Source organism: Nocardioides sp. (assembly GCF_051876515.1).
GTDB lineage: Bacteria > Actinomycetota > Actinomycetes > Propionibacteriales > Nocardioidaceae > Nocardioides.
In genome coordinates this window covers 1-14,596 of sequence record NZ_JBJEHY010000087.1, presented here as the reverse complement: position 1 = coordinate 14,596, position 14,596 = coordinate 1, and the positions used below count along the sequence as shown (strand labels likewise).

Below are 14,596 nucleotides of genomic sequence, written 5' to 3'. Positions count from 1 at the left end.
GTCAGGCCGCCTGCTCGGACCCGTCCGTCGCCGTGGCGCCCGTCTCGGTCCCGCCCTCGACCGGCCCGCCGTTGATGCGCCCGTCCAGGCGCGCGGGGTCGAGGTCGTCACGGTGCAGGCGGTGGAACCCGCTGCGGTGGAAGACCAGCGGCTCACGCTCCGGGTCGGCGCTGACCGCCAGCACCTCCAGGACGACGATCCAGTGGTCGCCGGCCTCCACCTCGGCGTGCACGCGGGTGGTGAACGTGCTGACGCCCTCCTCCAGGAGGACGGCTCCCTCGGCGCTGGTGCGCAGGCTCAGCCCCTCGAAGCGACGCTCGGCCGGACCGGCGAGCTGGCGGCACAGCACGTCGTGGGAGTCCGCGAGGACGCTGACGCCGATCTCGCCGGCCGTGCGCAGCAGCGGCCAGGTGCTGGACGACCGGGCCACGGAGAACGAGACGAGGGCGGGCTCGACGCTGACCGAGGTGAACGAGCTGGCGGCGATGCCGACCAGCTGGCCACCAACACGGGCGGCCACGGCGACCACGCCGCTGGGGAAGGTGCCGAAGGCGTCACGCAGGGCGCGCTCGTCGGTGACGTCGGTGGTGGGTGCAGACACGGGAAGGACTCCGTTCGGGGTTCGGGGGAGGCGGCTCAGGCCACGAGGGCGCGGACGACCGGGCCGGCCACGTCGAGCCACGCCTTGTAGGCGGCCGGGTCGTCGTGGTCGCGGTCCAGGACGCTGAGACCGGTGGTGGGACGGTGGCACCGAGCTCGGTGAGCACGGGGCGCAGGAAGACCTCGGGCGCCATCGCGTGTCCCGGTCCGGCCGCGAGCATGAGCGGGACGGCGACCGTGCCGACGAGCCCGTCGCCGGGGATCCGGTCGAGGAAGAGCTTGAGGAGGCCGGTGAACGACGCCTTGTACGTCGGGCTGGCCACGACCAGCAGGCGGGCCCCGCCGACCTGACGCACGAGGTCGGCGGGCTCCTCGTCGGACCAGTCGAGCAGCCGGGGGCCGTACTCGGCGAGGTCGACGACCAGGTCGACGGCGCCAGCCAGCTCGGTCGCCAGGTGGACCGCGGCGTCGAGGGTACGTGAGGCGGGCTTGGGGTTGCCCACCAGGACCACCACCCGCGCACCCCGCGGCTCGGTCGTGCTCACGACGCGGCCGCCTTGACCGGGGCGGCACCGAACGGCACCGAGGTCGTGGGGTGCGCCGCGGGGGCCGGGTGGCTCCACAGGCCGCGGCGGGCCAGCTCGGGCAGCACGCCCTCGCCGAAGTGGTACGACTCCTCCAGGTGCGGGTAGCCGCTCATCACGAACTCGCTGATCCCGACCTCGGCGTACTGCTCGACCAGGTCGGCGATCTCGCTGTGCGAGCCGACCATCGCGGTGCCGGCACCGCCGCGGACCAGGCCCACGCCCGCCCACAGGTTGGGGTGCACCTCGAGGCCGTCCTTGCTGCCGGCGTTGAGGTCGAGCATGCGCTGCTGGCCCACCGAGGCGCTGCGCCGCAGGCCCGCCTGGATGGTGGCGATCTGCTCGGACGAGATGCCGTCGAGCATCCGGTTGGCGACCGCCCACGCCTCCGCGGAGGTGTCGCGGGCGATCGAGTGCAGCCGGATGCCGTAGCGCAGCTCGCGCCCCTGGGCCGCGGCCAGGCCGCGGATCCACTCGATCTTCTCCTTGACCGCTGCCGGCGGCTCGCCCCAGGTCAGGTAGACGTCGCAGTACTTCGCCGCGACGTCGCCGGCGGCCGGGGAGGAGCCGCCGAAGTAGATCTCGGGCGTCTCGCGCGGGACCTGCGCGAGCGTGGCGTTCTCGACGCGGTGGTGCTCGCCCTCGTACGTCACGGTCTCGCCGGCCCACAGGGAGCGGACGATGTGCAGGAACTCACCGGCCGAGGCGTACCGCTCGTCCTTGGTGGAGAAGTCCCCGAACATGCGCTGCTCGTGGTCCTCTCCCCCGACCACGACGTTGAGCAGCAGGCGCCCGTTGGACAAGTTGGAGAAGGTGCCCGCCATCTGGGCGGCCAGGAAGGGCGCGACCAGGCCGGGGCGGAAGGCGACGAGGAACTTCAGCCGCTCCGAGACCGAGGAGAGCATCGCCGTGGTGACCCACGCGTCCTCGCACCAGGCCCCGGTCGGGGTCAGCGCCGCCTCGAAGCCGAGCTGCTCGGCCGAGCGGGCGATCTGGCCCAGGTACGGCACGTCGGCCGGCCGGCTGGCCGCGGTCGCCTCGACGCCGTGGCCACCGCCCACGATGGCGCGGCTGTCGCCGCCGTTGGTGGGCAGGAACCAGTGGAACGTCAGCTTGCTCATGGGTGTCATCTCCGTCAGATCTGTCCGTGGCTGGGGGGAAGGGTGCCGTCCAGGGCGTGGCGGCCCAGGTGCTGGACCTTCCACGCCGCGGGGTCGTGCAGGGTGTGCGTAAGGGCGTTGCGCCAGTGCCGGTCGAGGTTGAGGCTGGCCAGGGCGGAGCGGGTGCCGGCGACCTCGAAGAGCCGGCTGCCGGCCTCGACGCTGGCGGTCGTGCTCGCGGCCCGGGCGGCCGCCAGGGCGAGGCTGGCCGCCCCGGCGCTCTGAGCGGTGAGGTCGGCGTTGGCCCGGTCGACCGCGCGCGCCGCCTCGGCCAGCAGCGCCTCCGCGGCGCGTACGGCGACCTCCAGCTGACCGAAGGTCTGCACGACCAGCGGGTCGTCGGCGTGCCGCTCCACCCCGGCGTCGGGGTACGGGCGGGACTTCGTCGTCACGAAGTCGGCCGCCTCGGCCAGGGCCGCCCGCGCGATGCCGGTGTCGATGGCCGCGTGCAGGGTCTGGGCGAAGGAGCCGTACGTCTGCGGCCGCCCGTCGAACACGTCGTGGTAGGGCATCGTGCGCGAGGCGTCGACGACCACGTCGACGAGGCTGACCTGCCCGCTGGCGGTGGTCCGCTGGCCCAGCCCGTCCCAGGTGTCGGTGACGGTCAGGCCGGGTGCACCGCGCTCGACCCAGGCCACGTGCAGCGGGCCGTCCACGTCGAGGTGCGCGAGGACCAGCACCCAGTCCGCGAAGAGGGCGCCGGTGCAGTAGGCCTTCTCGCCGCTCAGCAGCCAGCTGCCGGGGCCGTCGGGGCGCAGGGTCGCGCGGAAGTCGCGCACGTGCTTGGTGCCCAGCTCGGACTGGGCGTTGCCGAAGAACTTGCCGGCGAGCACCTCGGCGAAGAGGAGCGCCTGCAGGTCCGCGTCCGCCATGAGGCGCAGCGCGTTGACGTAGACGAAGTGGCTCTGCGGGATCTGGGCGAGGTTCGGGTCCCCGGCGGCCAGCAGGCGGAACACCTCGGCCACCACCTCGGTCGACAGGTCGGCACCGCCGTGCTCGGCGGGCACCGTGATCGCCAGCAGCCCGGAGGCGGCCAGCTCGGCGACCTCGGCGTGCGGCAGCACCCGCTCCGCGTCACGGTGCGCGGCCCCGCGGGCGAACTCGTCGCGCAGCCGCTCGGCCTCGGCAAGGGCGGTCCCGGCGTCGAGCACCGGCACCCTCGTGGTCGACAGGGCGACCACCGAAGCCTGTGGCTCCAGCACGCGGCCACCGCTCCCGCGGGCCTGGTCCGACATGGTCACCTCACTCACCGATCAACTGTTTATATATCGAAACACTATACTTAGATCGGTGCAAGCAGATCCCACCCTCCGGACGGCAGGACCATCCACCGGGGTGACAGCCCCTGCCTCTCACCCCCGGGAGCGCCACCCCGGGCGACGGACTGGGGTATCATTCTGACTTTAGTCACGCAATTTGATCGACTAACCAGTCGGAGCGAATCTCCCCCCAGGGGTGGCGCCCGACCCGCCGGGACGGCACGCGCCGGCCCGTACGAGAGGAACCCGGGTGCGGATCGAACAGCTGGAGTACGTGGTCGCGGTGACCCAGTACGGCTCCCTGCGCAAGGCGAGCGAACGCCTCCACATCTCCCAGCCCGCCCTGAGCGAGGCCGTGGGCAAGCTGGAGCGCGAGCTCGGCGTGATCCTGCTGGACCGCCGCCGCTCCGGCAGCCGGATCAGCCGCCAGGGTCGCGAGCTCCTGCCCAACATGGTGGAGGTGCTCGAGTCGGTGAAGCGGCTGCGTGTCTCCGCCGGCGACCAGACCGTGACCGCCCGCGTGCTGCGCCTGGGTACCGTCATGGGCGCCACCTCGACCGTCCTGATCCCCGCGATCAAGTCGTTCGGCGAGCAGCACCCGGGCGCCAGCGTCGAGGTGATGCCGATGCAGCAGGACGAGATCCAGTCGGCGCTCCTGGAGGGCAGCCTCGACCTGGGCCTGGTCAACGTGCTCGACGGCGACGACGCCCCGCCGGACCTGGTCTCCACCGACCTCATGCACGGCCGCCCCGTGGCCGTGCTGCCCGCCGGACACCCGCTGGCCGCCAAGGACGAGGTCACCCTCGACGACCTGCGCGCCGAGCGGGTCATCCTGATGCGCTCCGGCTTCCTGATGCACCGGCTGGCCCACCGCCTGTTCGGGAACGTGCTCCCCGGCGACGTGCACAGCACCGACGGCGCCGAGCTGGGCAAGCTGATGGTGGCCGACGGGCTCGGGGTGACGATGCTTCCCGACTACAGCGTGGTGGGCGACCCGCTGCACACGGCCGGCCTGATCACCGCGCGCCCGATCGCGGGCGACCGCACGACGGTGACCCTGGTGCTGCAGCACCGCCGCCAGCAGCCGCCACTGCGGGTGCGCGACCTGCAGAACCACCTGCTCAGCCAGGCGGCGCGACGGGCCCGGCTGGGCGCCCGCGAGGGACTCGAGATGTCCGCGGCGCGCCACACCGAGCCGCTGCCCGTCACCGGCTGAGCGGCCCCCGGTTCAGCGGGGGTACGACTGCACGAACTCCGTGAGCCGCGCCAGCTGGTCGGGGTCGGTCGACGGGATGACGCCGTGGCCGAGGTTGAAGATGTGCCCCTTGGCCCGTTTGCCGGCCTCGATGACCTGGGCGGCCCGCTCGGTCATCACCTCGGTCGGGGCGAACACCAGCGTCGGGTCCAGGTTGCCCTGCACCGCCCGGTCGCCCACCGTCGCGATCGCGCGGTCCAGCGGCGTCCTCCAGTCGACGCCCACGACGTCGGCGCCCGCCTCGCCCATCAGGTCGAGCAGGTTGGAGGTGCCGACCCCGAAGTGGATACGGGGCACGCCGAGCTCGCCGGCGGCCGCGAGGACCCGGGCCGAGTGCGGCATCACCAGCGTGCGGTAGTCGTCGGGCGTGAGCGCGCCCGCCCACGAGTCGAAGAGCTGGACGGCGGAGGCGCCGGCGTCGACCTGCACCTTGAGGTACGTCGCCGCCTGGTCGGCGATCTTGCGCATCAGCGCGTCCCAGACGTCGGGGGCGCCGAACATCATCGCCTTGGTCTTGGCGTGCTCCTTGGACGGGCCGCCCTCGACGAGGTACGAGGCGACCGTGAACGGGGCCCCGGCGAAGCCGATCAGCGGCGTCGCGCCCAGCTCCCCCACCAACGAACTCACGGCCTCGGTGACGAAACCGACGTGCTCGGGGGTCAGGTCCTCGATCGCCGCGACGTCATCGAGCGTACGGACCGGGTTGGCCACCACGGGACCCACGCCGGGAACGATGTCGAGGTCCACGCCGACCGCCTTGAGCGGCAGCACGATGTCGGAGAAGAAGATCGCTGCGTCGACGCCGTAGCGGCGCACGGGCTGGAGGGTGATCTCGGTGACCATCGCGGGGTCCATGCAGGAGTCCAGCATGGTGACGCCCTCGCGGATGGCGAGGTACTCCGGCAGCGAGCGCCCCGCCTGCCGCATGAACCACACCGGCGTGTGGTCCGGCTCCTCGCCCCGTGCCGCACGGAGGAACGAACTGTCTGCCAGGCCCGGATGCGCGAGAGTCACCCCGCGATCTTCGCAGGTCAGGCGGCGTGGCGACACATCGCCGAGCCAGCCCGCTGGCCTACTGTGAGCCCATGGTCGCCCATCAGCGCACCCCCGAGCGCACGAACGAAGGTCCGGAGGAGTTCCGGTCGGCGGTCGCGTCGATGCGTGGTGCTGCGCTGCGCCCCGAGATCCACTGCGAGGAGATGCCGGCACCCCAGCGCATCGCGCCGTGGTCCGCCGCGCTCAGCGCGGACGTCATCATCGACGACGACGAGCCGGGCACCGGCCGCCTGATCCTGCTGCACGACCCGGACGGCAACGACGCCTGGGGCGGCACCTTCCGCTGCGTCGCGTACGCCCGGGCCGACATCGACCCCGAGCTGGGCGCCGACCCCATGCTCGGCGAGGTCGGGTGGTCGTGGCTGACCGAGGCCCTGACCGCACACGGTGCCGAGCACCACTCCGCCTCCGGTACCGTCACCAAGGTGACGACCGAGAGCTTCGGACACATGAGCGAGGAACCCAGCACCGCGCAGGTCGAGATCCGCGCCTCGTGGACTCCCGCGCACGAGGTGGGCGCCGGCCCCGCCATGGCCCCGCACGTGGAGGCGTGGGGAGAGCTGCTGTGCACCGCGGTCGGACTGCCGCCCGTCCCCGAAGGGGTCACGGCGATGCCGAGCCGCCGAGGGCAGCGCGGCCTCTGACGATGAGCGACACCACCCCCGACTCCCCCGCCGGTCCCCCGGCCCCGGTGGCGCCCCTGCTCGAGCTCAGCGAGGGCCTGCCCCCGGTGATCGACGACGTGGCGGGCCTGTCACGCGCGGTCGATGCCCTCGGCTCGGCGTCCGGCCCCGTCGCGATCGACGCCGAGCGTGCGTCGGGTTACCGGTACTCCCAGCGCGCCTACCTGATCCAGCTGCGCCGCGAGGGTTCCGGCACCTGGCTGATCGACCCCACCGGGTTCGAGGACCTGCGCCCCGTGCAGGAGGCCCTGGGCGACGCCGAGTGGATCCTGCACGCCGCGACCCAGGACCTGCCGTGCCTGCGTGAGGTCGGACTGCTGCCCACGTCCCTGTTCGACACCGAGCTGGCCGGACGTCTGCTCAACCACCCCCGCGTGGGGCTGGCCAGCCTGGTGGAGACCGAGCTCGGGCAGCGCATGCGCAAGGAGCACAGCGCCGCCGACTGGTCCACCCGTCCGCTCCCCGCCCCCTGGCTGGAGTACGCCGCCCTCGACGTCGAGCCGCTCGTGGAGCTGCGCCGACTGATGATCGACGAGCTCCGCGAGGCCGGCAAGCAGGAGTGGGCGCGCGAGGAGTTCCAGCACCTGCTGGGCTTCGAGCCCGCCGTACGCGTCGACGCCTGGCGCCGTACGTCGGGCGTGCACAAGCTCCGCGGCCGGCGGCACGTGGCCGCGGCCAAGCTCCTCTGGGAGGCCCGGGACCAGATCGCCCGCGAGCGCGACGTCACGCCCGGGCGGATCATCCCCGACGCGGCCCTCGTCGCCGCCGCGGGTGCGATGCCCACCGACCGGCGTGCCCTGCTGCGGACGCCCGGCTTCCACGGGCGCGGCGCCGACCGCTACTCCAGCACGTGGATGGAGGCCATCGACGAGGCCCGGACCATGGACGAGCAGCTGCTGCCCGGCAAGCCGGCGCGCGGTGACGGCCCGCCCCACCCGCGCACCTGGGCCGACCGGTACCCCGAGGCCGACCGCCGCTTCAAGGCCGCCCGCGAGTCGATGCTCACCCTCGCCGAGGCGCACGACCTCCCGGTGGAGAACCTCCTCACGCCCGAGCACGTACGCCGCCTCGCGTGGGAGCCGCCCGCGACCCGCGAGCCGGCCGCACTGGCCGACGCCGTGCGCGAGCAGCTGCGCGGGTACGGCGCCCGGCCGTGGCAGATCGGGCTGGTCACCGGCGCGCTGACCGGCGCCATCCTGATCTCGGACAGCTGAGCCGGACCACCGGTCCGGGCGGCAGGGCCTCGGGGAACCTCCCCGGGCCCCCCGTCCTCAGTTGCTGGAGGTGTCGTCCTCGGTCGGCGGCTCCCACTCCGGGTCGAGGACCTTGCGGGACGCCTCGTCGATCTTGGCGGCCACCTCCTCGAGGTCGAGCACGCCGGGGCCGGTGAGCATCTTGGCGAGCAGCGGAGCGATGGCCTCGTTGAGCTCGGCACGGTTCTCGATGAACGGCGGCACGACCATGCCGCGGATCGCCCCGGTGAACACGCGGGCGCGGTACGGCTCCTGGTCGGGCGCCAGGAACAGGTCCGAGCCCGCGACGTAGGTGTTGGCCGGCACGATGTAGCCGGAGTTGGTGACCGTCTCGAGCGCCTCGTCGGAGACGGCGTACGCGACGAAGTCGGCCGCCGTGTTGACCGACTCGGTCTGCTCGGAGATGCACAGGCCGTGGATGTCGCCGACCGTGTGCGCGTCGTCGAGGATCGGCATCGCGATCACGTCGAACGACAGTCCGGGCGTCTTGCGCAGCTCCGGGACGAGGTCGCGGTAGCCGGCGACCATGCCGAGCTTGCCGGCCTTGAAACGGTCCAGGGCGGACATCCGGTTGATCGCCTTCGCGCTGGGCGTGATCAGCGGGTCGCGCAGCACTGCGAGGCTCCGGTCGAGCGCGGACAGGGTCGCGTCGTCGGAGAAGTTGAGCGAGGTCGGCTCGTCGGAGTCGAAGACCGAACCGCCGCCGGAGGCGATGAAGGGCGTCAGGCCCTCGAGGGTTGGCTCGATCCACACGCCCTTCACGCCGGGCTGGCGCGAGGCGTACTCGGCGGCCTGGGCGAAGTGGGTCAGGGTCCAGCGCTCGCGGGAGCCGCCGGGCACCGACATGCCCTCGGCCTTCATCGCGTCGAAGTCGATCAGGTCGGTGTTGTAGTAGATGACCATCGGCGAGATCGAGTACGCCATGCACTGCAGCTCGTCGTCGAGCGCGAAGGCGTCCAGGGCGTCACGCGAGTAGCGGTCACCGAAGTCGACGCCGCGCTCGTCGAGCAGCAGCGACATCGGCCGGATCAGGTCGTCCCCGGCCAGGCGGCCCACGTCGCTGCGCGAGCTCATGAAGACGTCGGGGCCCTCGCCCGCCAGCACGGCGGCGAGCGCCTCGTCGTGGTTCTTCCACGTCACCAGGTCGACACGACGGTTCTCAGCCTCGGCGTTGAAGCTGTCGACGACCTCCTGCATCGCCTTCAGCTCCGCCTTGCTCCCGTACGCGCCGAAGGTGATCTCGACGGTCTCGACGGGCGTGTGGGTCGGGCTCGGCTCCGGTGCGGCGGTGCCACCGTCGGTGCACCCGGCCACCATCAGCGCCAACGCGAGCGCGCCCGCGACCATCCCCGTACGTCGCAGCATCGACTGCGTCCTCCTGCTGTCCAGCGTGTCGTCCACCCCGCGACCTGTCGTGGTCAGCGGCGGCCCCAGACTATCGGGGCACTCCACGCGCGGCCTTGACGACCGCCTCGAAGAGTCCCTGCTCGAGAGCCGCGCCCTCGCGGCGCACCGCGTCCCGGGTCAGCGGGACCAGCCGGTCGAGGCGCACCTCGCTGGGACGCCCCTGGGAGTCCCAGCCGCCCGTGCCGACGTCCATCCAGTAGCGCCCGTGACGCGCCTCGTCGGCGGCGTCGAGGTCGTGGTCCTTGCTGGACAACATCAACCCGACCCACCCGTCGCCGTGCTCGGCCAGCACCAGCACCGGCCGGTCCTTGCCCTGGCTCGGGTCGTCCTCGTACGGCACCCACGCCCAGACCACCTCGCCGGGGTCGGGCTCGCCGTCGATGTCCGGGGCGTACGCCACCGTCGGGCCGCTCGCGGCCGGGGCGCTCGGGGCCGGGGCGCTGGGCGGCGGCGTCGGGACGGGCACGGTCCCCGTACCGGCGAAGCCACGCGGCTGTCCGCCCGGTGCGGGGCGACCCGGCACGAGGCGACGCAGCAGACGGTTCAGGCGGGAAGGTCCGGCGCTCATGGGCCGAGCCTAGCCATCCCGGTCGGAGGAGCACACCGGACCGGGAGCGCCTCACGGCGCGTGGCCGCTCGTAGCGGCTAATTGTGGGACCCGGGGCTGCCGCGGCCCGGCGTGCTCCGTGGGACAGCGTACGCCTCAGGCCAACGATCCGCGGAGTTCCTGGTGGCCCGCCGCCTCGAGCTGCTCGGCGAGTGAGAGCATCCTCACGCTCAGGCGGGCGTCACCGTGGCCCCACTCGTCCAACCGGTCGTCGAGGTGATCGCTCCCGCCCGTACGGGCGCGGCCGGTCGCCACGATCCGGGCGAACGCCGAGGCCCGGAACAGGGTCACCGCGAAGTCGCCCCCGATGCCGCGCAGCACCTCGTCGATCATCGCCCGCAGCTCGTCGGGACCCGGCGGGTCGGCGACGCCGGCGAGCACCGTGGCCACGTTGGCACCGGCGCGCCCGGCCTCGAACTCGGCCGCGGCCCGGTCGGGGTCGGCGTGCACCCACGCCCGCAGCGCGTACAGCCGCCACAGGCAGCCGGCCAGCGTGTCGGCAGGCGCCCCGGCCCAGACCTCGGCCAGGACCTCCAGACCCTCGGTGTCGGCCAGGTGCAGCACGCGCTCGGCCGTGGCGGCGTCGTGGCCCTCGTGGGCTCCGCGCACCAGCAGGGTCGCGGCCAGGTCCCCCGCCTCGCGCAGCAGGGCCGGGTCACCCCCGGTGTCGAGGTCGGCGAAGAACTCGTTGCTGCGGCGCAGCGGACGGTGGTGGGGGCGGTCCGACATGGCTCCAGCCTACGGCCGGCCCGGGCGCAGCCCGGCGTACGTCAGCGCCGCAGCGCAGCGTCGAGGTCCCGGATCACGGCACCGACGGCACCGCCACCCTCGGGAGCCAGCGGGTAGCGGGCCAGCACGTGCCGGACCACCGCCGGGGTGCCGTGCAGCACGAGGTCACGCTCGGCCTCGCCACGGGCCAGGACGGCGTACGCGGCGGAGCCGAGCAGGTGCTTGACCTGGTGCGCCTTGGGCAGCGGGTGCAGGAACGCGGCGGCGGCCGCCTGGCTCGCCGACAGCGCGGCGTGCCCGGCCTCGGGCACGACCGCGGCCATGCCGGCGCGGTGCGCGTCCATCGCGATCTTGCGCAGCACGTGCAGGCGCGGACCGCCATCGGCGAAGGCGCGGGCGGCCGCGATGGCGGTGGCGGGCCGGCGGTCACCCGGTACGGCGCGCTCGTAGGTGGCCAGCACGTCGGCGGCCCGGTCGGCTGCCCAGGCGGTGACCTCCCTGATCTCGTCGAGACTCAGGTCGAAATCCACAGCACCCACCCCTCCAGTGTGCCTCGCGGACCCGCCCCGGTGCGGGGTCGGGTCCGCGGGCGCGTCGCGAAAGGTGGCGAGCCTCACGTCACAGCGCGAGGCGCAGCCTCAGCCCGCCAGGTGGCCCCACCGGGCGGACAGCTCGGCCCACGGCCCCACCTCGGCGACCCTGCCGTTGACCAGCACGACCACCCGGTCTGCCGCGGCCAGCGCCGACCGCTTGGCGGTGGACCCGATCACGGTGGTCCCCCGCTCCCGCAGCGCCTTCCACAGCTCCGCCTCGGTCGTCGCGTCCAGCGCGCTCGACACGTCGTCGGCCAGCAGCAGCTCGGCGTCGGTGGCCAGGGCCCGTGCCAGCGCCAGACGCTGCACCTGCCCGCCCGAGAGCCGTACGCCGCGGTGCCCGACGAGCGCGTCGCGTCCGCCGGCGTCCGCCACGTCGGCACCGAGCCGGGCCGCGGCCACCGGGTCGTCGAAGCGCCGGTCGTGGCCCAGCCGCACGTTGTCGTTGAAGGAGCCGGACAGCACGCGCGGCACCTGCGCGACGTGGGCGACCTGCCCAGGGCGCAGGAAGACCTGCTCGTCGTCGACCTCCGATCCGTTCCAGGAGATGGAGCCGCGGTGCGCGACCAGACCCGCCATCGCGGCGAGCAGGCTGGACTTGCCCGAACCGACCTGCCCGACGAGGAGCACCTGCTCGCCGGCGTGCACGGTCAGGTCGACGCCCTGCACGCCGATCGTGCCGTCGTCGTGGACGGCCGAGAAGTCGCGCAGGGTGACGTCCACCAGCGGGACCCGGTCGACGGCGGGGGGCTCGGGAGCCGTACCGGCGATGAGGTCGACGCCCTCGGGAAGGTCCATCAGGTCGGCGCCGCCGGCGAAGCGGCTGGTCTCGGCCTGCCAGGCACGGGTGCCGGGCGCCTCGGTGACGACCATGCCGGCGACCCGCCCGAACCAGTCGAAGCCGCTCACGGCGTTGGCGACCAGCAGCGTCGTGCCCAGGCCCCAGCCGCCACCGACGTGGACGCCCCAGGCGGCCACGACGCCGAGCTGCACCATGATCATCGGCACGCCGTCGAGGACGCCCTGGACGCGGTGCTCGCGCACCGCGGCGGCGACCCGGCCGGAGTCGACGTGGTGCAGGTGCGCGCGGACCTGCGAGGTCGCGGCGGCCAGCTTGACCGTACGGGCGGACTCGAGGACCGAGACGAGCGCGCGGCCGAACCGGGCACGGGCCGCCGAGGCGGCGGCCGCCGAGCGCCCGGCGATGGGGCGACCCACCGCGGAGGCCAGGGCGGAGGTGACCAGGACGGCCACCAGGACGGCCCCGGCCAGCCAGGTCCCGGCCAGCAGCGCCGTCACCGCGGCGATCACGATGCCGTTGAGGAAGTCGACCCACCGGTCGGCGTAACGGACGTACCGGTCGGCGTCCATCGCGCGCGCCACCACCTCGCCGGGCGGGGTGCGCGGCAGACGGTGCTGGGCGGTCTGGCCGTGGAGCACCGACATGCGCGTACGCAGCAGGATCTCCACCCACCACCGCGGGTAGCGGTAGAACGCGTCGGCCAGCATCAGCGGCGCCGACAGCAGCGAGAGCACCAGGGCCACCACCAGCCAGCGAGGCACGCCGCCACCGGCGAGGTCCTCCACGATGTGACCCCAGACCAGACCGGTGACCGCACCCTGGGCGCCGGTCAGGGAGGCGCCCAGGAAGAGCGCGGCGCCGAGCAGGCCCCACGCCGGTCGCACGGACAGCACGTGCCGGATCCCGGCGGCCAGGGACGGGCCGGAGCCCACCTCGACCTGCTCGGGGGGCGGACCGGAGCGGCGGCGACCGCCGACACCGGCCCCGTCGACGACGGCGTCGAGGGTGGAGTGCGCAGCCTCGGGCTCGGCCGCGGCCTCCCCGTCCACGACGGCGTCCGGCTCGCGGGCGTCGATCCGGCTGGCCACCAGGAGGTCGCGGAACGGCCCGGCGGCCGCGGCCAGCTCCGTACGGCGACCGAACTGGACGACGTGCCCGTGGTCGAGCACCGCGACCAGCGGGGCCCGCTCGATCGTGGAGAGGCGGTGCGCGATGAGGACGCCCGTACGGCCGACCAGCAGCCGGTCGGCGGCGGCCACCACGCGTCGCTCGGTGAGGGGGTCCATGCGGGCGGTCGCCTCGTCGAGCACGACGACCTTGACGTCGCGGATCAGCAGCCGGGCGAACGCCACGAGCTGCTCCTCGCCGGCCGACAGGGTGGTGCCGCCGGGGCCCAGGAGCGTCTCGACGCCGTCAGGCAGGCCGGAGACCCAGCCGCCCAGGCCGAGCTGGTCCAGGGCGGCGCTGACCTCCTCCACCCCCTGCTCCCCGAACAGGGTGATGTTCTCGGCGAGCGTGCCGGCCACGATCTCGGTGCGCTGGGTGACCACGCCCACCGCGGCACGCAGGGCCTGCAGGTCGAGGTCACGGACGTCCTGGCCACCGATGAGCACGGAGCCGCGCGGCGGCTCGACCGCCCGGGAGAGCAGCGAGGCGAGCGTGGACTTGCCCGACCCGGTCCGCCCGACGAGGGCGATGGTCTCCCCGGCGGGCACGTGGAGGGAGACGTCGCTGAGCGCGAAGGTCCCCTCGGCGTACGAGAAGTCCAGGTGGCGCACGTCCAGGTCGACGGCCCCGTCCGCGGGCAGGGTCTCGCCGCCCACGGGCTCGGGAGCCACCGCCAGCATCTGGCGCAGGCGGATGACGGCCCCCAGCCCGGCCTGCAGGTCAGGCAGGTGGTTGGCGAGCATCGACACCTGGCCGACGAACGTGGAGGAGACCAGGAACAGGGTGACGAGGCTGGCCACCGACAGGTCGTCGGAGACCGCCAGCGCCACGCCGGCGACGCCGATCCCGGCCAGCAGGGCGTGCAGCAGGACGCCAGCACGTCGGCCCAGGCGGGCCTCGACCACCACGACGTCGCGGAACTTCGCGTGGACGGCGGCCGACAGCCGGGTCAGACGAGCCACGACGTGAGCCTGGCCCAGACTCGTACGCAGGTCGTCACGACCGGCGATGCCCTCCTCGAGGGCGGCGGCGTGGTCGGTCCAGGCCATCTCCTCGACCACCTTGCGCCGGGAGATCTCCCCCAGCAGCCGGCGTACGGCGAGGTAGGTGAGCCCACCCAGCGCCGGGAACAGCACCCACGCCGGCGACCAGGTCAGACCGGCCACGATCCACATCGGCACGACGCCGAAGACCGTGCGGGCGAGCATCCACAGCTGCCACCGCACCAGGTTGCCGACCTCGTGCGTGTCGTCGTCGACCCGGTCCAGGATCTCGCCGACCGCGAGCTCGTTGAGGGCCCCGAGCGGCTGTGACAGGGCGGCGTCGAGCAGGTCCTCACGCAGGCGCCCCTCTGCGACGTCGGAGACGCCCACCCACACCACTTTGCCGGCGGTGTCGATCAAGGACGCCCCGACCACGCACAGGGCCAGCAGCCACACCA

General features: G+C 73.7%; 13 protein-coding genes. 3 read left to right on the top strand and 10 right to left on the bottom strand.

The window, feature by feature from the left end; genetic code table 11:
• Window position 1: 1 nt before the first annotated feature.
• The 4 genes from ACI379_RS05995 to ACI379_RS05980 are packed head-to-tail and all read right to left on the bottom strand — an operon-like array spanning window position 2 to window position 3,594.
• Complete coding sequence (locus ACI379_RS05995) at window positions 2-601, bottom strand: flavin reductase family protein (protein WP_439791166.1); 600 nt, start codon at window positions 599-601, stop codon at window positions 2-4.
• On the bottom strand, window positions 555-1,145 hold the full coding sequence (locus tag ACI379_RS05990; protein WP_439791165.1) for an NADPH-dependent FMN reductase: 591 nt from the start codon (window positions 1,143-1,145) through the stop codon (window positions 555-557). The genes ACI379_RS05995 and ACI379_RS05990 overlap by 47 nt, the downstream gene beginning before the upstream one ends.
• Window positions 1,142-2,305, bottom strand: a complete 1,164-nt coding sequence (locus ACI379_RS05985) for an LLM class flavin-dependent oxidoreductase (RefSeq protein WP_439791164.1) — start codon at window positions 2,303-2,305, stop codon at window positions 1,142-1,144. Before ACI379_RS05985 ends, ACI379_RS05990 begins: the two co-directional genes overlap by 4 nt.
• A 14-nt stretch (window positions 2,306-2,319) precedes the next feature.
• Entirely contained in the window at window positions 2,320-3,594 is a 1,275-nt protein-coding gene (locus ACI379_RS05980; RefSeq protein WP_439791163.1) for an SfnB family sulfur acquisition oxidoreductase, read from the bottom strand.
• A 259-nt stretch (window positions 3,595-3,853) separates the two neighbouring features.
• Between ACI379_RS05980 and ACI379_RS05975 the strand changes: the two genes are divergently transcribed.
• The gene (locus tag ACI379_RS05975) at window positions 3,854-4,819 is read left to right on the top strand and encodes a LysR family transcriptional regulator (protein WP_439791162.1); all 966 of its coding nucleotides are present in this window, start codon (window positions 3,854-3,856) and stop codon (window positions 4,817-4,819) included.
• Between the two features lie 12 nt (window positions 4,820-4,831).
• Here the strand turns inward: ACI379_RS05975 and hemE are convergent, their stop codons facing one another.
• Window positions 4,832-5,872: a uroporphyrinogen decarboxylase gene (hemE, locus tag ACI379_RS05970; RefSeq protein WP_439791161.1), complete on the bottom strand. Its 1,041-nt coding sequence runs from the start codon at window positions 5,870-5,872 to the stop codon at window positions 4,832-4,834.
• 71 nt (window positions 5,873-5,943) lie between these two features.
• Between hemE and ACI379_RS05965 the strand changes: the two genes are divergently transcribed.
• Together ACI379_RS05965 and ACI379_RS05960 are read left to right on the top strand one after the other, a co-directional pair.
• Window positions 5,944-6,558 (top strand): DUF3000 domain-containing protein, encoded by a 615-nt coding sequence (locus tag ACI379_RS05965; RefSeq protein WP_439791160.1) that lies wholly within the window; start codon window positions 5,944-5,946, stop codon window positions 6,556-6,558.
• A 2-nt stretch (window positions 6,559-6,560) separates the two neighbouring features.
• Complete coding sequence (locus ACI379_RS05960) at window positions 6,561-7,811, top strand: HRDC domain-containing protein (protein ID WP_439791159.1); 1,251 nt, start codon at window positions 6,561-6,563, stop codon at window positions 7,809-7,811.
• Between the two features lie 57 nt (window positions 7,812-7,868).
• On the opposite strand, the gene ACI379_RS05955 is transcribed toward ACI379_RS05960, so the two are convergent.
• The 5 genes from ACI379_RS05955 to ACI379_RS05935 all read right to left on the bottom strand — a co-directional run.
• Window positions 7,869-9,251, bottom strand: a complete 1,383-nt coding sequence (locus tag ACI379_RS05955; RefSeq protein ID WP_439791158.1) for an ABC transporter substrate-binding protein — start codon at window positions 9,249-9,251, stop codon at window positions 7,869-7,871.
• Window positions 9,252-9,285: 34 nt separating this feature from the next.
• On the bottom strand, window positions 9,286-9,825 hold the full coding sequence (locus tag ACI379_RS05950) for a type II toxin-antitoxin system PemK/MazF family toxin (RefSeq protein ID WP_439791157.1): 540 nt from the start codon (window positions 9,823-9,825) through the stop codon (window positions 9,286-9,288).
• Window positions 9,826-9,960: 135 nt separating this feature from the next.
• A complete protein-coding gene (locus ACI379_RS05945; protein ID WP_439791156.1) occupies window positions 9,961-10,593 on the bottom strand; it encodes a hypothetical protein in 633 nt (210 codons plus the stop codon).
• Window positions 10,594-10,634: 41 nt separating this feature from the next.
• The gene (locus tag ACI379_RS05940) at window positions 10,635-11,132 is read right to left on the bottom strand and encodes a putative immunity protein (RefSeq protein ID WP_439791155.1); all 498 of its coding nucleotides are present in this window, start codon (window positions 11,130-11,132) and stop codon (window positions 10,635-10,637) included.
• A 99-nt stretch (window positions 11,133-11,231) separates the two neighbouring features.
• On the bottom strand, window positions 11,232-14,596 hold a 3,365-nt coding region (locus tag ACI379_RS05935), incomplete at its 5' end, for an ATP-binding cassette domain-containing protein (protein WP_439791154.1).